The organism is Pseudomonas sp. zfem002 (assembly GCF_032621685.1).
In the GTDB taxonomy this organism is placed as follows: Bacteria; Pseudomonadota; Gammaproteobacteria; order Pseudomonadales; family Pseudomonadaceae; genus Aquipseudomonas; species Aquipseudomonas japonica.
Window position 1 is genome coordinate 143,092 of record NZ_JAVYJH010000010.1, and the last position, 18,511, is coordinate 161,602.

The 18,511-nt window shown below is 60.8% G+C and carries 20 protein-coding genes and 1 tRNA gene; 10 read left to right on the top strand and 11 right to left on the bottom strand.

Annotation, left to right across the window (positions count from 1 at the left end; genetic code table 11):
• Positions 1-98 precede the first annotated feature (98 nt).
• Positions 99-872: a hypothetical protein gene (locus RTI28_RS14040; RefSeq protein ID WP_316920978.1), complete on the top strand. Its 774-nt coding sequence runs from the start codon at positions 99-101 to the stop codon at positions 870-872.
• Between the two features lie 54 nt (positions 873-926).
• Here RTI28_RS14040 and gabP read toward each other — a convergent pair whose 3' ends face one another.
• Positions 927-2,321 carry a GABA permease gene (gene gabP / locus RTI28_RS14045; RefSeq protein ID WP_316920979.1) on the bottom strand — a complete coding sequence of 465 codons (1,395 nt, stop codon included), beginning with the start codon at positions 2,319-2,321 and terminating at the stop codon, positions 927-929.
• A 607-nt stretch (positions 2,322-2,928) separates the two neighbouring features.
• Here gabP and RTI28_RS14050 point away from each other — a divergent pair.
• The 6 genes from RTI28_RS14050 to RTI28_RS14075 all read left to right on the top strand — a co-directional run bounded on the left by RTI28_RS14050 (position 2,929) and on the right by RTI28_RS14075 (position 7,853).
• Positions 2,929-3,702: an ABC transporter ATP-binding protein gene (locus RTI28_RS14050; RefSeq protein WP_316920980.1), complete on the top strand. Its 774-nt coding sequence runs from the start codon at positions 2,929-2,931 to the stop codon at positions 3,700-3,702.
• Positions 3,703-3,715: 13 nt separating this feature from the next.
• The gene (locus RTI28_RS14055; protein WP_316920981.1) at positions 3,716-4,471 is read left to right on the top strand and encodes an ABC transporter substrate-binding protein; all 756 of its coding nucleotides are present in this window, start codon (positions 3,716-3,718) and stop codon (positions 4,469-4,471) included.
• Positions 4,472-4,526: 55 nt separating this feature from the next.
• Positions 4,527-5,222 carry an ABC transporter permease gene (locus RTI28_RS14060; protein ID WP_316920982.1) on the top strand — a complete coding sequence of 232 codons (696 nt, stop codon included), beginning with the start codon at positions 4,527-4,529 and terminating at the stop codon, positions 5,220-5,222.
• Positions 5,219-5,908, top strand: a complete 690-nt coding sequence (locus tag RTI28_RS14065; protein ID WP_316920983.1) for an ABC transporter permease — start codon at positions 5,219-5,221, stop codon at positions 5,906-5,908. The genes RTI28_RS14060 and RTI28_RS14065 overlap by 4 nt, the downstream gene beginning before the upstream one ends.
• Before the next feature lie 128 nt (positions 5,909-6,036).
• Entirely contained in the window at positions 6,037-7,284 is a 1,248-nt protein-coding gene (locus RTI28_RS14070; RefSeq protein ID WP_316921002.1) for a methyltransferase, read from the top strand.
• A gap of 493 nt (positions 7,285-7,777) precedes the next feature.
• Positions 7,778-7,853, top strand: a tRNA-Thr gene (locus RTI28_RS14075).
• Between the two features lie 141 nt (positions 7,854-7,994).
• Here the strand turns inward: RTI28_RS14075 and RTI28_RS14080 are convergent.
• The 6 genes from RTI28_RS14080 to RTI28_RS14105 all read right to left on the bottom strand — a co-directional run bounded on the left by RTI28_RS14080 (position 7,995) and on the right by RTI28_RS14105 (position 13,291).
• Positions 7,995-8,411, bottom strand: a complete 417-nt coding sequence (locus RTI28_RS14080) for a hypothetical protein (RefSeq protein WP_316920984.1) — start codon at positions 8,409-8,411, stop codon at positions 7,995-7,997.
• 405 nt (positions 8,412-8,816) lie between these two features.
• Complete coding sequence (locus RTI28_RS14085) at positions 8,817-10,505, bottom strand: DUF3987 domain-containing protein (RefSeq protein WP_316920985.1); 1,689 nt, start codon at positions 10,503-10,505, stop codon at positions 8,817-8,819.
• A 3-nt stretch (positions 10,506-10,508) separates the two neighbouring features.
• Positions 10,509-10,808: a helix-turn-helix domain-containing protein gene (locus RTI28_RS14090; RefSeq protein WP_316920986.1), complete on the bottom strand. Its 300-nt coding sequence runs from the start codon at positions 10,806-10,808 to the stop codon at positions 10,509-10,511.
• A gap of 1 nt (position 10,809) precedes the next feature.
• Positions 10,810-11,007 carry a helix-turn-helix transcriptional regulator gene (locus RTI28_RS14095; RefSeq protein ID WP_316920987.1) on the bottom strand — a complete coding sequence of 66 codons (198 nt, stop codon included), beginning with the start codon at positions 11,005-11,007 and terminating at the stop codon, positions 10,810-10,812.
• A gap of 51 nt (positions 11,008-11,058) precedes the next feature.
• On the bottom strand, positions 11,059-11,850 hold the full coding sequence (locus tag RTI28_RS14100) for a hypothetical protein (RefSeq protein WP_316920988.1): 792 nt from the start codon (positions 11,848-11,850) through the stop codon (positions 11,059-11,061).
• Complete coding sequence (locus RTI28_RS14105; RefSeq protein ID WP_316920989.1) at positions 11,837-13,291, bottom strand: tyrosine-type recombinase/integrase; 1,455 nt, start codon at positions 13,289-13,291, stop codon at positions 11,837-11,839. Before RTI28_RS14105 ends, RTI28_RS14100 begins: the two co-directional genes overlap by 14 nt.
• Positions 13,292-14,135: 844 nt before the next feature.
• Here RTI28_RS14105 and RTI28_RS14110 point away from each other — a divergent pair.
• The 3 genes from RTI28_RS14110 (at position 14,136) to RTI28_RS14120 (ending at position 15,723) form a co-directional block, all read left to right on the top strand.
• Positions 14,136-14,495, top strand: coding sequence for a hypothetical protein (locus RTI28_RS14110; RefSeq protein ID WP_316920990.1), 360 nt, complete (start codon positions 14,136-14,138; stop codon positions 14,493-14,495).
• Between the two features lie 569 nt (positions 14,496-15,064).
• A complete protein-coding gene (locus RTI28_RS14115; protein WP_316920991.1) occupies positions 15,065-15,247 on the top strand; it encodes a type II toxin-antitoxin system HicA family toxin in 183 nt (60 codons plus the stop codon).
• 71 nt (positions 15,248-15,318) lie between these two features.
• Positions 15,319-15,723 (top strand): type II toxin-antitoxin system HicB family antitoxin, encoded by a 405-nt coding sequence (locus RTI28_RS14120; RefSeq protein ID WP_316920992.1) that lies wholly within the window; start codon positions 15,319-15,321, stop codon positions 15,721-15,723.
• A gap of 438 nt (positions 15,724-16,161) precedes the next feature.
• Here the strand turns inward: RTI28_RS14120 and RTI28_RS14125 are convergent, their stop codons facing one another.
• The 4 genes from RTI28_RS14125 to RTI28_RS14140 form a co-directional block, all read right to left on the bottom strand.
• Positions 16,162-17,109, bottom strand: a complete 948-nt coding sequence (locus RTI28_RS14125; RefSeq protein WP_316920993.1) for a hypothetical protein — start codon at positions 17,107-17,109, stop codon at positions 16,162-16,164.
• Complete coding sequence (locus tag RTI28_RS14130) at positions 17,082-17,786, bottom strand: hypothetical protein (protein WP_316920994.1); 705 nt, start codon at positions 17,784-17,786, stop codon at positions 17,082-17,084. The genes RTI28_RS14125 and RTI28_RS14130 overlap by 28 nt, the downstream gene beginning before the upstream one ends.
• Positions 17,783-18,028, bottom strand: coding sequence for a hypothetical protein (locus RTI28_RS14135; RefSeq protein ID WP_316920995.1), 246 nt, complete (start codon positions 18,026-18,028; stop codon positions 17,783-17,785). The genes RTI28_RS14130 and RTI28_RS14135 overlap by 4 nt, the downstream gene beginning before the upstream one ends.
• Before the next feature lie 132 nt (positions 18,029-18,160).
• The coding region (locus RTI28_RS14140; protein ID WP_316920996.1) for a transposase at positions 18,161-18,511 on the bottom strand (351 nt) is incomplete at its 5' end.

Consider the following 18,511-nt stretch of genomic DNA (forward strand, 5'->3'; position numbering starts at 1 on the left):
GCTCGGCGTGACAGGCTTTGGGACCGCTACGCGGTCCATCGCAGGCAAGCCAGCTCCTGCAGAGGTCGCGCAAAGCCTGAGTTGGAAGGAGCGTCAGGATGTCTTCAAGCAGCAAGCAACAGAAACGCGCCAAGCGCGCCGCGGCCAAGGCCAAGCAAAACCGCATGGTACGCAACGGAACAGCGGCACCCAAAGCCGAAGTCGACCTGGACGCCCCACTGGTCAATGATCTGATTCGTATCGGCTTTGAGTCCGGCCACTACCAGAAGCTGTTCAAGGAGATGAACGAAGCCGAAAAGACCAGCCTCGCCGAGGTGTTTTCTCTCTTCTTCCGTGATCCCCTTACCGACGCGGTGGAGGACACCTACACGGATGAATATTCCTACTACGTCGAAAGCCTGTTCTGTGCCTATCACCATTGGTTGCACAACAGCACAAGGGAAGAAGCCACGGCTTGGTACCTGAGCGAAGAAGTACAGGATGCTTTCATGGATGGTGCAGAGTTGGCGGCCATGCAATACGAGCAGGATGACGCATTCGACGAAGAGCTGGTCCTCCCGCCCATCGATGAACTGATCATGAAAGCCTTCGACTCCGGCCACTACGAAGAGCTGTACGAGAAGATGCAGGAGGCCCAGAAGACCAGCCTCGTCAACATGTTCACCGTCTTCTGTCACGACCCCATGACGATCCTGGTCGAGGACGGCTACGACGAGGACTCATTCGCCATCTATGCCAAGCATGTGATCAGCATCTACCACCAATGGGTACACGACAGCAGCAAGGAAGAAGCTACTGAATGGGCCCTGAGCGACGACATTCTCGAGAGCTACGAACAGGCGCTATCGCTGCCCCGGCCAGACGAAAAATAAACAAAGAAGAAGGCCGCGATCAGATCGCGGCCTTCTTCTTTCAACTCAAGCCCTTCAGTTGTCCATCACCAGGCGTCCAGCCCTTTCGGCCTTGCGCTTGCGCGCCACCAGCAGACCGGCGGCCACCACGGCAATGCTCAGCAAGCCAGTGGAAAGCACCTCCGCCCGATGATCCGGACGCACCAGCATCAGGGTCAGCACACCGATGATGAAGAAGATGGTGACCCAGGTCAGCACCGGGAACGCCCACATCTTGAAAGCGATCTTCTCGCCACGGGCCATGCGCTGACGACGCATGCGCAGTTGCGACACGGCGATCACCAGGTACACCAGCAAGGCAATGGCGCCCGAACTGGCCAGGAGGAATTCGAACACCTGCGCCGGCGCCACATAGTTGGCGAACACGGTGAGGAACGCCGCCGCGGTGGACAGCAGCACTGCCCAGTGCGGCGTGCCGCTGGCGTTGGTACGCTGGGCCAGCGCCGGGGCATCACCGCGCTTGCTCAGGGAGAACAGCATGCGCGACGAGGTGTACAGCGCCGAGTTCAGGCAGCTGGTCACGGCGATCAGCACGACGATGTCGACGATCAGCTTGGCATGCGGGATGCCCATCAGTTGCAACACGGTCTGGTACGAACCGACTTCCGCCAGCTCGCCGGCATTCCACGGCACCAGGGCGACGACGATGAAGATCGAGACGAGATAGAACAGGAAGATCCGCCAGATCACCGAGTTGGTCGCCTTGCTGATCTGCCGGCCCGGGTCCTTCGACTCGGCGGCGGCAATGGTGACGATTTCGGTACCCATGAACGAGAACATGGTGGTCAGCATGGCGCCCAGCACCGCGCCGAGGCCGTTGGGCATGAAGCCCTGGGTGTCGAACAGATGGCTGACACCGCTGACCTGGCTGTTCGGCATGAAGCCGAAGATCGCCGCCAGGCCGAGAATGATGAAGCCGATGATCGCCACCACCTTGAGCAGGGCGAACCAGAATTCGAATTCACCGTAGTTCTTCACGCTGAACAGGTTGGTCGCGGTCAGCAGCAGGGTAATGACCAGGGTGAACACCCAGATCGCCACATCGGGGAACCAGGCATGCAGGATGGTCGCGGCGGCGTTGGCCTCCAGCGGGATGACCAGCACCCAGAACCACCAGTACAGCCAGCCGATGGTGAAACCGGCCCAGTGCCCGATGGCACGGTCGGCGTAGGTGGAGAAGGAACCGGTGTCCGGCGAGGCCACGGCCATTTCGCCGAGCATGCGCATCACCAGTACCACCAGCGTGCCCGCCGCGGCGTAGGCCAGCAGCACGGCCGGACCGGCGGCGGCGATGGCATGGCCGGAGCCGACGAACAGGCCGGCACCGATCACGCCAGCGATGGACAGCATGGTCACATGCCGTTGCTTGAGCCCCTGAGCGAGGTCATTGGAATTGTGCTTACCGCTCATAAAACTACCTATGCAAAGAATGGGGGATCTTCCCGCGTTCGAGGCCGCATGCCCTTTTGGGGCGCCCTGGGTCTCGTGAGAGGTGGATGGCAATAAGCGGGCCAGGTTGTTGGACCGTTTATGTCGAAATACCCCGTAACCACGACAGACAAGGCCTGCGGCGCTTTCAGCCAGCCATTGGCCGAAAGGCCGCCAAAATTGCCAGACTTCGCCGGATTACTGAAATACCCACTTACAATTAGAAATGGGTGCGCCATAACCGAACACAGGTAACACCTTGTGCAACTTTACGAGTCACCAAGGTGCAACCTTAAGCCGCCAAAGCGCTCCGCGCAGGCGCCACCAACCATCGCCGCGACCAAATACGACTTTCCAGCGGCGGCCAAAAATGGCACCATCGCGCCTTTTTTCATCCAGGCCGAGACCCCGCGAAGCGGACCGGCGGACAGCGACGCGACAGTCCCCTGCGACGATGCGACACCCGCCGCCCCCATGGCCGACCACGCTGCTCGACCTTCTTGGCTGCGATCCGAGCGCTATGCTAGCGTGGCGCCTCGCCAGGACGGCCGCCAACAAGCAGAACGCACAGAACATATGAGGACCGCACATGGCCCAGGCCACGCCCGCGCTGGAAATCCGCAACCTGCACAAACGCTACGGTGAACAGGAGATTCTCAAGGGCATTTCCCTCACCGCCCGCGACGGCGACGTGATCTCCATCCTCGGTTCCTCCGGTTCCGGCAAGTCGACCTTGCTGCGCTGCATCAACCTTCTGGAAAACCCGCACCAGGGCGAAATCCTCGTCGCCGGCGAAGCGCTCAAGCTCAAAGCCGCGCGCAATGGCGAACTGGTCGCCGCCGACGGCAAGCAGATCAACCGCATGCGCAGCGAAATCGGCTTCGTCTTCCAGAACTTCAACCTGTGGCCGCACATGACCATCCTCGACAACATCATCGAGGCGCCACGTCGCGTCCTGGGCCAGAGCAAGGCCGAGGCGATCGAGCATGCCGAAGCGCTGCTGGACAAGGTCGGCATCCACAACAAGCGGCACAGCTACCCCAGCGAACTCTCGGGCGGCCAGCAGCAGCGCGCGGCCATCGCCCGCACCCTGGCGATGAAGCCCAAGGTCATCCTGTTCGATGAACCGACCTCCGCACTGGACCCGGAAATGGTCCAGGAAGTCCTCAACGTCATCCGCGCACTGGCCGAAGAAGGCCGCACCATGCTGCTGGTGACCCACGAAATGAGCTTCGCCCGGCAGGTGTCCAGCGAAGTCGTCTTCCTCCATCAGGGCCTGATCGAAGAGCAGGGAACGCCGCAGCAGGTTTTCGAAAACCCGACCTCGGCGCGTTGTAAGCAATTCATGTCCAGCAACCGCTAACGGAGCAACACGCATGCAGACCTACAAGAAATTCCTCCTGGCCGCTGCCGCCACGCTGGTGTTCTCGGCCAATGCCATGGCCGCGGAAAAACTGCGGATGGGTATCGAGGCGGCCTACCCGCCGTTCAACAGCAAGGACGCCAGCGGCCAGGTGGTCGGCTTCGACAAGGACATCGGCGACGCCCTGTGCGCCAAGATGAAAGTCGAGTGCGAAGTGGTCACCTCCGACTGGGACGGCATCATCCCGGCCCTGAACGCCAAGAAGTTCGACTTCATCGTCTCTTCGCTGTCGATCACCGACGAGCGTAAGAATGCCGTCGATTTCACCAAGCGCTACTACTCGAACAAGCTGCAGTTCATCGCGCCGAAGAACGTCGACTTCAAGACCGACAAGGCCTCGCTGAAGGGCAAGACCATCGGCACCCAGCGCGCCACCCTGTCCGCCACCTGGCTGGAAGACACCTACGGCGGCGACATCCGGGTATCGCTGTATGACACCCAGGAAAACGCCTACCTCGACCTGACCTCCGGCCGTGTCGACGCACTGCTGGCCGACAAGTACGTGAACTACGACTGGCTGAAATCCGATGCCGGCAAGAACTACGAGTTCAAGGGCGAGCCCGTGGTCGAAAGCGACGAGATCGGCATCGCCGTGCGCAAGGGCGACAAGCAACTGGTCGACAAGCTGAACGCCGCGCTGGACGAGATCATCGCCGACGGCACGTACAAGAAGATCAACGACAAGTACTTCCCGTTCAGCATCTATTGATTCGCCCCGACCGGTACCGCCTCGCGCGGTGCCGGTCCCTTGAACACTCCTGCCCATGAATATTGATCTACACGGATTCGGGCCGGCGCTTGCCGCTGGCACGCTGATGACCGTCAAACTGGCGCTGTCGGCGCTGTGCCTGGGCCTGGTCCTCGGCCTGCTCGGTGCATTGGCCAAGACCTCGCCGTACAAACCCCTGCGCTGGGTCGGCGGCAGCTACTCGACCATCGTTCGCGGCGTACCGGAACTGCTCTGGGTACTCTTCATCTATTTCGGCTCGGTCACCCTGATGAGCCAGCTCGGCGACCTGCTGGGCATCCCCGGCCTGGAACTGAGCGCCTTCGCCGCCGGCGTCATCGCCCTCGGCCTGTGCTTCGGTGCCTATGCCACGGAAGTGTTCCGCGGCGCGCTGCTGGCGATCCCCAAGGGTCACCGTGAAGCGGGCCTGGCGCTGGGCCTGTCGAAGGGGCGGATCTTCTCGAAGCTGATCCTGCCGCAGATGTGGCGCATCGCCCTGCCTGGTCTGGGCAACCTGTTCATGATCCTGATGAAGGACACCGCGCTGGTGTCGGTGATCGGCCTTGAAGAGATCATGCGCCAGTCGCAGAACGGCGTGACCACCACCAAGGAACCGTTCACCTTCTACATGGTGGCGGCCATGATCTACCTGGGGCTGACCGTCCTTGCCATGACCGGCATGCACTTCATGGAAAAACGCGCCGGACGCGGCTTCGCGAGGGCCAACTCATGAATTGGGAAGTCATCATCAAATGGCTGCCGCGCCTGGCCCAGGGCGCGACCCTGACCCTGGAGCTGCTGGCCATCGCCGTCATCGTCGGCCTGATCGTCGCCATCCCGCTGGGCATCGCCCGTTCCTCGCGGCTGTGGTACGTGCGTGCCCTGCCCTATGGCTACATCTTCTTCTTCCGTGGCACACCGCTGCTGGTGCAGCTGTTCCTGGTCTACTACGGCCTGGCGCAGTTCGACGCGGTCCGCTCCAGCTCGCTGTGGCCGTACCTGCGCGACCCGTTCTGGTGTACCGCGCTGACCATGACCCTGCACACCGCGGCCTATATCGCCGAGATCCTGCGTGGTTCGCTGCAGGCCATCCCGCGTGGCGAGATCGAAGCGGCGCGGGCGCTGGGCATGTCCCGCGCCACCGCGATGCTGCACATCATGCTGCCGCGCGCCGCGCGCATCGGCCTACCGGCGTACAGCAACGAAGTGATCCTCATGCTCAAGGCCAGCGCCCTGGCCAGTACCGTGACCCTGCTGGACATCACCGGCATGGCCCGCACGATCATCGCCCGGACCTACATGCCGGTGGAGATCTTCTTCGCCGCGGGTGTGTTCTACCTGGTGATCTCGTTCGTCCTGGTGCAGGCGTTCAAGCTGCTGGAACGCTGGCTGCGGGTGGACGCGACCCAGGCTCGGTAAGCTGAAATCGGGGCCGCGCAGGTGGCCCCGATTTCATGGGCAACCACAATCCCCGTGGGAGCGAGCGTGCTCGCGAATGGCCGCAAAGCGGCCACACCCCCTCCATCCTCGATCCCCCGGGCCCACCCATGACCGCCTACCTGGAAAACGACCAGCTCCTCCCGCGCTTCCAGGCCCTTGACCAGTTCCTGCGCGAGCACCACCACCTCTGGCACCCGCGCCCGTTCACCACCCTGCGCCTGCCTTGGGAAACCAGCCACCCGGAGCTGGCCGAATGGCTGCGCGGCCGAACCCTGGCCGACGCCGAGTCTGCCGATAACGATCCCTGCCACGTCCTCGCCCCGGCCCCCTACCCGCGACTGGCGGCCGAAGCCCAGGCACTGGCAGCCCTGGGCGACTTATCCACAACGGCCCTCGCCGCCGCCAGCCCGCGCCTCAACGTCGATGTGCCCGGGCGCAAATGGCAGCAGATCGAAGCCTTCGCCAGCCACCTCGACTTCGCCCGGCGCGCGCATCACTGGCTCGACTGGTGCGCCGGCAAGGGCCACCTCGGCCGCCGCCTGCTGGGCGCAGTGCAGCGCCTCACCTGCCTGGAACACGACAGCGCGCTGGTCGCCGCTGGCGAGCGCCTCAGCCGGCACCACCAACTGCCGGCCGAGCACCGCCTGCAGGACGTCATGGCCGAAAGCGCTGCCGCCCAGCTCAGCGCGCAACACACCCCCGTGGCCTTGCATGCGTGCGGCGATCTGCATGTCCGCCTGATCCAGCTCGCCAGTGCCAGCGGCTGCCAGCAACTGGCGATCGCCCCCTGCTGCTACAACCGCACCAGCGGACCTGGGTACACACCGTTATCCACCGCCGCCCGCGCATCGACACTGCGCCTCGACCTCGACGACCTCGGCCTGCCCCTGAGCGAAACCGTCACCGCTGGCAGCCGCGTGCGCCGCCAGCGCGACCAGTCAATGGCCTGGCGCCTGGGTTTCGACCTGCTGCAACGCCAGTTGCGAAAGAGCGACGATTATCTGCCGACCCCGTCACTGCCGAGCAGTTGGCTGCACAAGTCCTTCGCCGACTACTGCCACGACCTTGCCGCCCTCAAGGGCCTGAGCGTGACGGACGCTCCCGACTGGCCGGCTCTGGAAGCCGCCGGCTGGCAACGCCTGGCCCAGGTGCGCAATCTGGAGCGGGTGCGCAACCTGTTCCGCCGCCCGCTGGAGCTCTGGCTCGTCCTCGACCGTGCACTGTATCTGCGCGAACAGGGCTACAACGTCCGCCTCGGCACCTTCTGCCCGCACCAACTGACCCCACGCAATCTGTTGTTGTTGGCGGAAAAACCTGTGGATAACTCTGTGAGCAACTTCACGCTTTCGGGCTGAAAAGTCGCGGTGCTGAGCGGGTCTGCGGATCGAAGGTATTTTTCCGCACCTGTTAAACGCCTGAGAAAACAGCCGTTTGCACCGGCGTCAATGCGGCGAGGCAGCGCACTTGCATGGGGTGCAAGGGGTCGATGTGGTTTGTGCATAAGCGTTAAAGCGAATTAGGCGGGGGTGGTTCAGATCCGGGTTGAGCGGGGTGCCGTATCGGCTTCTGTGTAGGAGCGGATTCATCCGCGATCGGCGGCGCAGCCGTCGTAAAACCTGAATCCCGCATCTGCCTGATCCACCTGGGTACCAGCTTAATCTCCGCTTCGCGCCAAATCGCTGCTGTCAGGCGCTCCGGGGGAATCCGCTCCCCACAGTCCGTGGGCACCAGACCTCCCAAAACCCGCCACCCAAAACACTGAAAGCCCCGAAATACGGGGCTTCCAACAGGATCACAATGAATAGGTTTACAGAACCAAACCGATCGCTATAATAGCGCGCCTACCTTGCCGGTATAGCTCAGATGGTAGAGCAACTGACTTGTAATCAGTAGGTCCCGGGTTCGATTCCTGGTGCCGGCACCATATAGATCAACGACTTAGGCTCACCTTACGGTGGGCCTTTTTCGTTTTTGCTCAACACTTCGCTCAACACTTCTCTCACGCTGGGCTTTCTGCTCAACACTCCCCGGAGCTGCTACCTCAATGCTGGCACACCCTGATGCCTCACCTCAGCACCTCCAGCAGAGCGTCTATCTCAGCCACTGCTTTTTCCTCGATGCGTGATAGCTGCTCGAGGCGCCGCGCAAAGGTTTTGCGGTGCATGCCCTTGGGGCGGCGTATGTACTCGGCGGGGTAGTCAAACGGCCCGGAATCACAGCCCAGGCTGTAGCGCAACGCCCAAGAGCGATCCGTAGCGCGATCACGCTTACTGGCTTGCTGGCTGCGATAGTTAAGCCGCATGCAATGACGACAGGCGAACATCGCACCACCGTACAAATTCAGAACGCGGCTGTCACATTGCGGGCAGCGGAACCACGGACGCTCCCCACCCAGGTGGCAGGGCGTCCAGGTAATCGACACAGGATAATCGTACTGTACTGGCTCGCTGCCCTGGCTGCGGCTTTGATAGCGCAGGCGCATACCACACCGGCTCTCGACTGTAATACAGATACCGGCCACCTTCTCGCCATCTCGCCACCAGCACCAGTCGAAACACGCACCTGGTGTTAGCAACTTGCCGCGCCTCAGCCCGTTCATGCTCAGCCTGCGGTAATCAGCGGTGCTGTCTTTCTCTCGTGCTCTGCCCATCGAATCGAACCTAAATCAATTGGAAAAATGCGGGGCTAAGAATTGCCCGTGCTTGATCCAGGCTGACGGGTGCGGAAAGCGCGGATTTTGCGGAATGCCCCATCGTTGCTGGCGTGTAGATTGCGGAGGCTCTGCGGAGGGCTGCGGAAAATCGGTATCCATAGATCAGGTACCAGCAACGACGGTCGCGTTCTCCGCACTTTTCCGCAACTCTTCCGCAAGCGGCAGGCCGCGCCGCTACTGGCGCTCCGCATTTTCCGCAGCTTCCGCAAGCGGATTGATCCTGAACTGATTGCCGTCGCTGGTCAGCAGGTGGCCGTACTCAGCCAGAATGCCTAGCAGACGGTCACGTTTTTTGGCGTGACGCATGCGCTGGGGCCATGATTTACCGGCATGAGCCTTATCGAAGGTGCGCCAGTTTGCGGCCCGCTTGGGATCTTGCATCCATTCCATAATGGCAACGGCGTCCCTCATATCAGGGTTAACAGATTCCGAATCGGTATAGCGTGCCCATTCGTTAAGTGAGTACCGCGCCAGCACGGTAGCACGGCGCAGACATTCGCCATCTATCCGCTGCTGCCCCTCAAAGCAGGCAAATACAGCAGCTAGGCGGCGCACTAGTTCACCCGCACGGCCAGCGAAGGGGCGCAGGTTCTCGAACTTACCGAGGCTAGATTGCTCACCTTCCACTTCGTTGTAGAACTCCAGCCAGTCCTGTTCGGCTTCGGTGTCCAACTCCAGCGCCGGCGGTTTAACTTCGCCGGTCTCATGGTCAATTTCTTGGGGCGTTGCCGCGATAGCCTCACACCGTGCCCAGTAGCGTTGCAGGCGCGAATCGGCATAAGCCTTGCGGTTTAATTGGTCTGAGGTCAGAAAGCGCGTACCGGCTAAGCTCTCAGGGCTAACGAACAAGAACCGGGGCAGAAAGCCCTGGCCACGCAATAAGGGATCATTAAGCGCATCCGATACCGTTACGCTCTGAGCTAAAAGATGCACGCTGAGGCGGCGGTTGTACGCAAAGCCTGAGCCCTCGGCATTACCGTGTGAGCGGGTGCGCTCAAAGGTGCCCGTGTCGAATGCCTTAACCAAGCCGCCCAGTGTTGCGGCCCGTGTGTCTGCTTTCAGTGAGGCACCGCCGAGCACTTGCCCACCTTCATCCGTGTCCCAACTAGCGGCAGGCGTGCCCCGGATCATGTCACCTGCAATACGCTCAAAGGTGGCATCGCTGTATTGAGTGCGAGGATCAAAGGGGATCGGGTGCTCAGCGGTGAATTGCTCAAGCTGCTTACCCCTCAAGCCAGCGGCCATATTGGATATGTCAGCACAGGCTTTGCGGTGATCGGTGCGGGCCTTTTCTTCGGCTTCATCAATAGTTTTGAATGCCAGGCGGCGACATTCGCTTTTGCGGTCGCCAGAGTCGGCCAGCGTCAGCAGGAACATAGAGCAAGGCATACCGCCTGGCCTGTGGATATGGGGCGCATTAACTCGGGGCTGAGCCAAGTGCACTGCGGCCCCGGTCACGCATTGGCCAGCCAGGGCTGGCGGTGCCTGTACATGCTCGGCAATTGCTTGGGCGGCGTCACGCATAAGCGACGGCAACGCCTCCAGCGGGTAAGGCTCTGCGGCTTCAAGGTCGAGCAGTAAAGGGCGTGGCGCGGTGATCGGCTCCAAAAACTCCTGAGCATATGGCCGGCTAGATACTGTTTTTATTAGCCCGATACGCTTGGCCTTTGGCGCTGGCCCCATGTCTGGCTCTCCATTGGGTAAGCGTGGGCGTGTATCGACAGGATCAGCAGGCGGCAATTCAGCAATGGGGTAATCATACGCTTGGTCGAAGTGTTGGCCATCGTCACTCTGCATGCCTTCCATGTCGCTGTATGCCTCCAATGGAATCGTATCCATGTAGGGCTGCGTAAGGTCACTCATGGCTCACACCTCCCCGTCAGTATTTGATGCCAGGTAATACAGAGCGATGCCGCGATGCGTGCGGCCTTGATCGTCGGTCATGCGGATGCGCTGGGCGCGTATCCTGTAACCACGCTCTTTCAGCTCTTTGATCCTGGCGGCGGGCATCAGAATGCCCAGCTCACTGCGAGCGGTAAGGGTGTCCACGGGGCCGAGTCGCAGGCGTGCCAGCAGACAGGCACGCTGGGCGCTGGTGCTGCTATGATCGGGGCGCGTTGAATTATTAGGGCCGGCCTGTTGGTCGGCCTTTTTCTTGTCTGTCATTTCATGCCACCTCGCCCTGACGGGTAGCCAGCCATGCATCAAGCTCGGACTTGCGATAGCCCACGGCACGGGCGCTCAACTTGATCTTGCGGGGGAAGCCTTCGGTCTGACTCAGACGCCAAAGAGTTACAAGGGAAATACCGCCCAGATAATCAGCGGTGGCCTGATTGCTGCGGATGATGTCGGTTTGTTGGTGCATCTTGTGAAGTCTCCTCTAGTGGGTGACTTCACTTTCAGGGGTGGGAAGGGATTAGCCGGCTAACTCACCCTTCCCGGCAGCCTTCCACCAGTCGCGCAACGTGCTCATGGCCACTCTGTACGGCTCGTCCAAATCATCGGCGCCTAGCAAGTAACGGCACGCGCCCTCGGGGCCGTCCTCCAGTGTTAGGCCGCCGTCTATGCTGCCCACCCTTACCGAGTCGATAAAGACCATCAAGGTTGAGCCCCCGAGCCTTGCCTTCTTCATTGCCGCTATAAACGCGGCGCGCAAATTCGTATTGTATTTGCGAGGCTCTTTCGGCTTGTTTCGTGGCCTAGGTTTGGCCGCTACTTCTTTCTGCCTGGAGCGGTCTGCAAACATCGCGCCTAGATAAAACAATGCCTCAACCTTCAGGCCACTAATATCAGGCCCTCCACCATCTAGCATATGGCCAACCAAGCACTTGGCCTGTAGAAAATTCATATACACCCTAAACGGGCCCCGCAGGGTATCGGGCAGTGGCGGGTCAATACGGCCATCGAAGTCAGCCAGCAGGATCAGCGCCAGCGCCAGCAGGTACGACGGGTGCTTTGCTTGCAGTTGCTCGAACGCCTCGCTAGCCAATGGCTCGGGCTTATCGGCGGCGCTGCTGATGAATATCTCGCCTACCACCTCTAGGGCCTGCACCCATGTGTCTTTGGAAGGCGGCGAGGTTGCGCGCATCAGGGCAGCCACCTCTGCCAGCGGGTGCCCCTCGCTAGCCGTGGTCAGTAGCTCATACAGGGATTGCGCGGCCATGCCGTGCATACCACCGTCGGCCAAATAGTCACTAATCCAGCCCATTAGAAGCCCTCCGTGGCACAATATTATCAGCAGGTACCTGCCCCGCTAGCCCGTCTAGGTAACGAGCCCAGCGGGATAAATCCTCGCGTTTTTCACTCACATAGCTGTAACGGTCATAGTGCTTTGCCTGTACTCCACTGCGGCCATGCGACAACAGCCAGGCCCGGCGTTGCTCATCCGTGCCCAGCTCTGCAAGGTGAGTTTCAATCGTGGCGCGCATGGTTCGCCAAGTGAAGCGGCGGGTCAGAGCCTTGCCGGCCAGTTCGCTACCCAGCTCGCTGAATATCTTGAGTGCGGTGTCGGACGACAGCGGGCGGCTGCTCAGCGCGAAGGGGCCGGCCAATTTGCATGGCTGCGCCTCTCCCCGCGCCAGCAATGGCGCCAGTACTTCGCCAAGCCGCCCACCGATGGGCAGCAGGTGATCCCGTGGCGGGGTGCCCTTGCCGCCTTTGTAGTCCACAAGGCGCAACAGTGGGCCGTGCTCGGGATCGTCAAGTAGATCATCCCACTTAGCCCGGCAGAGCATTTCCACGCGCTGCCCGGCCATGTAGAGCATGGCTCTGGCAATGGCCTGGTGGTGGGTCGGCAAGCTGTCTAGCGCGCTTAGCAGATGCCGCAATTCGTCCTTGTTCAGCGCCTCAGTATTGGCCCTTTCAGCGCCCTCAATGGTCGGCAGATCAGTAACCGGATTATGCGACAGGCCGAACTCAACAGCGCCCCCAGATCGTTGCGGGCTCAGGTCGTTCTTTAGGCCAAAGGCGAAGGCTGCACGAAGGTAGGCACGCAGACGATTAGCCGTTGTCAGCTTGCCATTGCTGGCGCTGGCAGTGGTCTTGCGTGCTCCCCGGCCTTTCGTTGCAGGTGGGCGGGTCAGGCAATGGCGCAGAATTTCGGTTATGTCGCCGGGCTGAATCTCTTTCGCCTTGCGGGCGGCCAGTTCGGGGAACGCGCTCAACACATTCAGATTGAATGAGCCCTGCACGTCCTTGGCGCTGCTCTTGCCCTTGCGCCGCATATCCTCCACATAGCCGGCCAGCAGTTGCTCAAAAGAGCCTTTGCGTGCTTCCAGGCTAGCGGCACGCTCAGCCATTGCCGATTGCTGGCGCTGGTGCTCGTCATATGCCCTCAAGGTGGGAAAGCGGCGCACCTCAGCAGATACGCGCTCAGCTTCTTTCCTCCAGTGGGCAAGGCCACGAATCAAACCCTCTGCGCCCATCTCACCAAATGAGCCCAGCTTGCGGCGCTCTTGCTTACCCTCACGGCGCAAAGCCAGGTAAACCTCAACAACTCCAGTCGGGCGACGCTCCAGCAACATCGAACCGGCGCCACGTTCCCCGAGCTGTTCGGAAAGGGTACGGGCAGGCTGAATCTCGCCCCCTTTCTTGATTGTCCCGCTGCTTACCCATCCTTTTACTTGGGTATCGGTCAGTTTGAGCCCCATAACACGTGCCCTCCAGGCCGTTTTCGTGCTCAACACTTTGCTCAACACTTCTCTGAAGCACAAGGGTATTTCGTGAAAGGACAGGAAATAGGTTAATCAGCATAAACCCCGTTAAAATCGATACCTTCAGCGGATTTATGGGTTCTGCTTATTTCGTGAAATTACATGCCTTTGTGACTTGTAATCAGTAGGTCCCGGGTTCGATTCCTGGTGCCGGCACCATTCAAATCAAGCAGTTACGATCGTTTGCTAAGCCTCATTCGGGGCTATGCGTAACAGCGGACGTAACAAGCACCCTCCTCCAGTCTCCAGCGGCCTCCTGCAGGCAAGCCAGAGAGCTCGTATGCGAAGGGGTGAGTAGTAGCAGTATCGCGGTGTGATAGGTCGGGTATTTCGAGCCGTCGCTGTGTATACGCGCCATACGAAACACCTCCATGCACGTAGAAAGGCGAAATTTAGGTTGACCCCTAAAAAGCCTGTCAGATCTGTCAGATGGATATTCTCACCTCTGTCTAACCCTTCTATATCAAGGCCTACAGCGCTTTCAGGCAATGTCAGAAAGGTGTCAGCGAGGCGTCAGAACCTGACAAAACCGCCGTGTCAGATTTAGAGTTATCAAGCCATTGATTTATAAGGCTTTTTATTTCTGAGTGTCAGATTTGCCGCGAATATCCCAGTTCGTTGTCAGATCGCAAACCCAGTAAACACGCGGCCTCCAGCCGACTTCCTGACAGATATCCATGTTCTGACAGGGATTTGAGGGTCAGCCTGAAAAACCTTTCATGGGGCACCCTGGAACAATCCTTCACACTGCCCGCGTGGCGAATTGATCGAGAGCATCAGCATGCGCAAACCAGCGACCCAAGCGGCACTGCCCATCATCGAAGTCTTCCAGTCCGGCAAGTCATGGGAGGTGCATTGGGACTACCAGGAAGCCCCAGAGAGCTCGATCCTGTACAAGCGCCGCGAGTACCTGGACGGCTACATCGATGGCGCATTGGACGCGATCGGTATCGCACCGGAGAAGGTGTCATGTGCGAGCGCTCGCACCGGATCAGTGAAGCGGCTGACCGAAACTCAGGCGGTGCAGCTACGGGTCGCCCTGGATCGTCTGCTGACCCCAGTCGTCGCCAACGAATTCAAGCGTCTCAAGCAGGAAGCCAACCTTCCCCATATCCGCCTGGTAGCTGGTGAGCACGACTGAAACGCTGTGCAATGCTGACGAAGCAGCAGCCCCACGCAGCTCGGGGGCTCCAGGCGCATCAGTGCTGTGCGCCTGGAGTGATCCGCGTCGGTTGAAATGACCCATTCCGAAATGGAAAACCCGGGAAAACAGGGGTTTTTCGACTCGCCCCCACGGATTCCGTGGCCTCCAGCCCACCGAGGCCGGCATCCTCCCCCACTACATACCCCAACTTCGGTTGCACAACCCTTCAATTCCTTGCACACCGTGCAACGGCTACCCCCTGCGCAGGCCCCACGGCCTGCCTGCCCTGCGCTGCCATTGCACCATCCCCGGCGTTTGCACTTTTTTGGGGCGGAAAGCCCGCCGGCGGGAGGGGGATAAGTGATTTTCTTCCCTGATTTTTTTGTCACCTGGTGATTTTCCCCACACCCGATCGCGGCAGTTCGGATGCGCCTGTGCCCAGTCGTGGTGGTGCCGGCCAGTGTAGTTTGTGCATCGAAAAATAATGTGTATTATGTGTATTGATCTCTTGCCTTGCTGGGTTTTGGTGTGTACTATACACACATCAACAGCGCAGCGGAGGGAACATGCGAAGTCGTGAAGTGATCGAGTTGATAGAGGCAGATGGATGGGTGCTAGTGGGGGTGAGAGGGAGCCACCACTACTTCAAACACCCAACCAAACCGGGAAAGGTGGTAGTGCCCCACCCCAAGATACAAACCCCGATAGGCACCTTGAATAGCATCCTGAAGACCGCCGGCCTCAAATGAGGCCGGTAACTTACACCGCAGGGCCGGGCCTCCCGTAGGGTGGCCAGCTCTGACTCCAGTAGGAGAACGCAATGAAATTTCCCGTGGTTATCCACAAGGATCCGGACTCTGATTACGGCGTGACTGTGCCAGACGCACCAGGCTGTTTCAGCGGAGGGGTAACAGTCGAAGAGGCGTTGGACAATGTGCTCGAGGCACTGGCGCTCTACTGCGAAGGCTCGGTGGCCGACGGCGATCCGCTTCCGAAGAGCCAGCCGATCGATGTGCATCTGAACAATCCGGACTATGCCGGTGGTGTGTGGGCAGTCGTCGACTTCGATATCACCCCCTACCTGGGCAAGTCAGTGCGCTTCAACGCCACGTTGCCAGAGCATTTGCTGCAGCGGATTGACGATTACGTTGCAAATCACCCTGAGCAAAAAAGCCGCTCTGGCTTCCTGGCCTCGGCTGCGCTCCGGGTGCTCGCCGGCGCATGATCCTGCCGTGCCGGTTGCTGAATCGGTAGAACTACAAGGGGCCCGCGGGCCCCTTTGTATTTTCGCCTGCAGGCGCACGGCCAAAGTGGCCACTGGCCACCAAAAAATCGCCCTGGTCATGCCTCGTTACAGTATTATTGCGCCACCGTTTTCCACACCCCAGCAGAGAAAGGGATTGTTTCTGCATGCCATACGTCATGAGTTTCGCTACATGTGGTCATGAGGACCGCCATTTCCCCAACGTTTCCGAGGCGATCGAATTTTACGCTGAGCAGCAGCGCGAAGGCGTCCAACTGAGACACCCAGCGCGGGGGACGTTCGTCGACCTGACGCCGGGGATCACAGTACCAGAGGCAACCGAAGAACTGGCGAGTGTGTGGGAATGGGGCCCGGATGATCCGTTGAAGATCCGACCCAGGCTCAAGCCGCGGTATATCGCTAAGCGGTAATCGGCTTCATCTTCCCCGCCAATGTGGCGCTGCTCTGCGCTGCAGCGCTGAACGCGGCGGCGTTGCTGGGCGGTGGGCTGGAGGCGTGAACGTGGCTGGCAATCTGCAGGTTCATCTGCTCCACCAAGTCCAGCAGGTCGCACAGCACCTTCAGCACGTTCACCCCTTCCGATCCCAACCAGGTTTTGGGCGCGATGCTCCGGCGGATGCCCTGGATCCGCTCCTGCAGATTGCCGCCGATCGTCGCGTTCAGCTTCTGCCCCACCACCAGGTTCAAATCGCGGCCGGTGGCCTGGTGCAGGTCGTCGACCGCCGCCAGGCTCGCGGATCCGCCCGACAGCAGCTTGAGCGCGCCCAAGGCCTCGATCTTCTTGATGCCCCCGACCGTCTCCGTGCTGTGATCGTCGACGTTCCTGGTGTGGCTCTGAAACTGCTCGGCGTTGGCCAGGGCCTCTACCTCGCGCTCGATCGCCTTGTCCTGGATCTTTCCGTCCGTCTGGCGCAGCCAGTTGCCGTCAGCGTCGACCCGCTGCTGGCAGGCCTCGCTGTGCTGCCACACCTGGTCGCCCTTCGATACCCGGGGCAGGCTCAGGCCGTGCGGCAGGATCTGCTGGATGAACGGCTTGTGGGGCAGGCCGTAGGCGAACGACACGACCACCGTCGTGCCTTCTTCCGGAAAGCCGAACATGCCCGCTTCCTGGCCGCCCATCGGCGCCGGCAGCGGCAGGCTGTTGAACACCGGCAGCGCCGGGTCCGGCTCGCCGTCCGGCAGCAGCACCTGGACGTCGACGCCGAACCGCGGTCGGAAGTCGTCGCACAGCGCTTGCGCCGCCGGCGCGTCCGGTACCGCAACGACCCGACCGAAGCGCGGCAGGTGGTAGCCGCCGGTGATTTCGGGGAATTGGCGCTCTACAGCGCGGCGGATTGCGTCTTCCATTTGATGGCCATCTGGTTGCCGGCGAGCGCGACGTGGGTCACCCGTTCGCCCTGGTTGATCGTTGCACCTGGTCGCAGCCCGGGCAGGGCCGCGATCATGGCGGACTGGTTGCCCTGGTAGCCGTCGAACAGCTCGATCGGCAACTGCAGGGCGGCGCGGGCGCCGAAAAAGCTGTCGGCCCAGCTGCCCACGAACACCTCGCCGTCACCCTGCTGCTGCCAGATGAAGTCGGGGATGTTGTAGACGCGGGCCATGCTTTCCATGGCCTGGACGCCGGTGGCCAGGCTGTAGAAGAACGGGGCCTTGGTCGCGGCATAGGCCTGCTCCGGTACCCGGAAGGTCAGGCCGGTTTGCCGGCTGATCTCCTGCAGCACGGCGCGCAGGTCGACGTGACGAAGGTTCATCGGCAGTGGCCTGGCCAGGATCGCGGCCAGCTCGCGGCAGAACAGTACTTGCTGGCGAGCATTGGCGGCGGTGCAGCGCTCGACGTACCCGATGAAATGGCGCTGCAGGGGCTTGTCGTTGTAGCCGACGTCGAACGTCACCAGGCCCTTCACCGGCGCCTCGGCCTGGATCGTGAACGTGGCCCGGCCTGGGGTATGCAGCTCAAGCCGGACATCGGCGTTGACCAGGTCGAAGTCGACGCCGGCAATGTTCAGTACCTGGTGCAGCTTCATGAACCGCTCCCCAGCCAGTCATCTACCCTTTTCAGCGTTTCCTCGAAACCACTCAGCCCGGGCTGGCCATCGCCACCCGTTGCGCCGCCGGCGCCGCTGGTGCTGCCGCCGACCGCCGAGCCGGTGCCGCCCTGGGCGGTAACCGCGTTCTTGTCGCGCCGCTTCTCGACATTTTCCGGGTTCGACTTCTTCTCTGTCAGGCCGAACTGGACTCGCCTCACCTGCTTACAGTTCTCAGCCATGACACCAGAGCGCTAGGGAAACTCCGAACAAGTTGCTCATCAGCCGGAAATTGGTGGCTTATGGATGCCGAAAATCCCGATTTTCAGCCGCTGATTATTGGATAACCAAGGCAAAGCCTTGGTCATCTGCCGTTACGGGCGCACCTCGCCCGCAGCAGTCAGTAATTGCCGGCGCACCATCCACAGATTCGACAGGGCGAACAGCGTGGTCAGTTGCGCCGTGTTCTTGGCCAAGCCACGGAAGCGGGTTTTCACATAAACGAACTGACGCTTGATCACGCGAAATGGATGTTCCACTTTCGCTCGCGCCTGCGCCTTGACCTTCTCGATCTTGCGTCTGGCTTTGTAAAGCGCGCTGCGTTTACTCAGGTGCTTGTAGGTACTGCGGCGAGCCGCAATCTGCCAGATCACTGGCCTCCCGTCATGCTCAGACCTTTTCTCCACGCCGGTATAACCCGCATCGGCACAGACAACATTTTCATC

Coding starts and splice junctions, on each gene's coding strand:
- RTI28_RS14040 (WP_316920978.1), top strand. CDS start 99: ATGTCTTCAAGCAGCAAGCAACAGAAACGCGCCAAGCGCGCCGCGGCC.
- gabP (WP_316920979.1), bottom strand. CDS start 2,321: ATGAGCGGTAAGCACAATTCCAATGACCTCGCTCAGGGGCTCAAGCAA.
- RTI28_RS14050 (WP_316920980.1), top strand. CDS start 2,929: ATGGCCCAGGCCACGCCCGCGCTGGAAATCCGCAACCTGCACAAACGC.
- RTI28_RS14055 (WP_316920981.1), top strand. CDS start 3,716: ATGCAGACCTACAAGAAATTCCTCCTGGCCGCTGCCGCCACGCTGGTG.
- RTI28_RS14060 (WP_316920982.1), top strand. CDS start 4,527: ATGAATATTGATCTACACGGATTCGGGCCGGCGCTTGCCGCTGGCACG.
- RTI28_RS14065 (WP_316920983.1), top strand. CDS start 5,219: ATGAATTGGGAAGTCATCATCAAATGGCTGCCGCGCCTGGCCCAGGGC.
- RTI28_RS14070 (WP_316921002.1), top strand. CDS start 6,037: ATGACCGCCTACCTGGAAAACGACCAGCTCCTCCCGCGCTTCCAGGCC.
- RTI28_RS14080 (WP_316920984.1), bottom strand. CDS start 8,411: ATGCGCCTGCGCTATCAAAGCCGCAGCCAGGGCAGCGAGCCAGTACAG.
- RTI28_RS14085 (WP_316920985.1), bottom strand. CDS start 10,505: ATGAGTGACCTTACGCAGCCCTACATGGATACGATTCCATTGGAGGCA.
- RTI28_RS14090 (WP_316920986.1), bottom strand. CDS start 10,808: ATGACAGACAAGAAAAAGGCCGACCAACAGGCCGGCCCTAATAATTCA.
- RTI28_RS14095 (WP_316920987.1), bottom strand. CDS start 11,007: ATGCACCAACAAACCGACATCATCCGCAGCAATCAGGCCACCGCTGAT.
- RTI28_RS14100 (WP_316920988.1), bottom strand. CDS start 11,850: ATGGGCTGGATTAGTGACTATTTGGCCGACGGTGGTATGCACGGCATG.
- RTI28_RS14105 (WP_316920989.1), bottom strand. CDS start 13,291: ATGGGGCTCAAACTGACCGATACCCAAGTAAAAGGATGGGTAAGCAGC.
- RTI28_RS14110 (WP_316920990.1), top strand. CDS start 14,136: ATGCGCAAACCAGCGACCCAAGCGGCACTGCCCATCATCGAAGTCTTC.
- RTI28_RS14115 (WP_316920991.1), top strand. CDS start 15,065: ATGCGAAGTCGTGAAGTGATCGAGTTGATAGAGGCAGATGGATGGGTG.
- RTI28_RS14120 (WP_316920992.1), top strand. CDS start 15,319: ATGAAATTTCCCGTGGTTATCCACAAGGATCCGGACTCTGATTACGGC.
- RTI28_RS14125 (WP_316920993.1), bottom strand. CDS start 17,109: ATGGAAGACGCAATCCGCCGCGCTGTAGAGCGCCAATTCCCCGAAATC.
- RTI28_RS14130 (WP_316920994.1), bottom strand. CDS start 17,786: ATGAAGCTGCACCAGGTACTGAACATTGCCGGCGTCGACTTCGACCTG.
- RTI28_RS14135 (WP_316920995.1), bottom strand. CDS start 18,028: ATGGCTGAGAACTGTAAGCAGGTGAGGCGAGTCCAGTTCGGCCTGACA.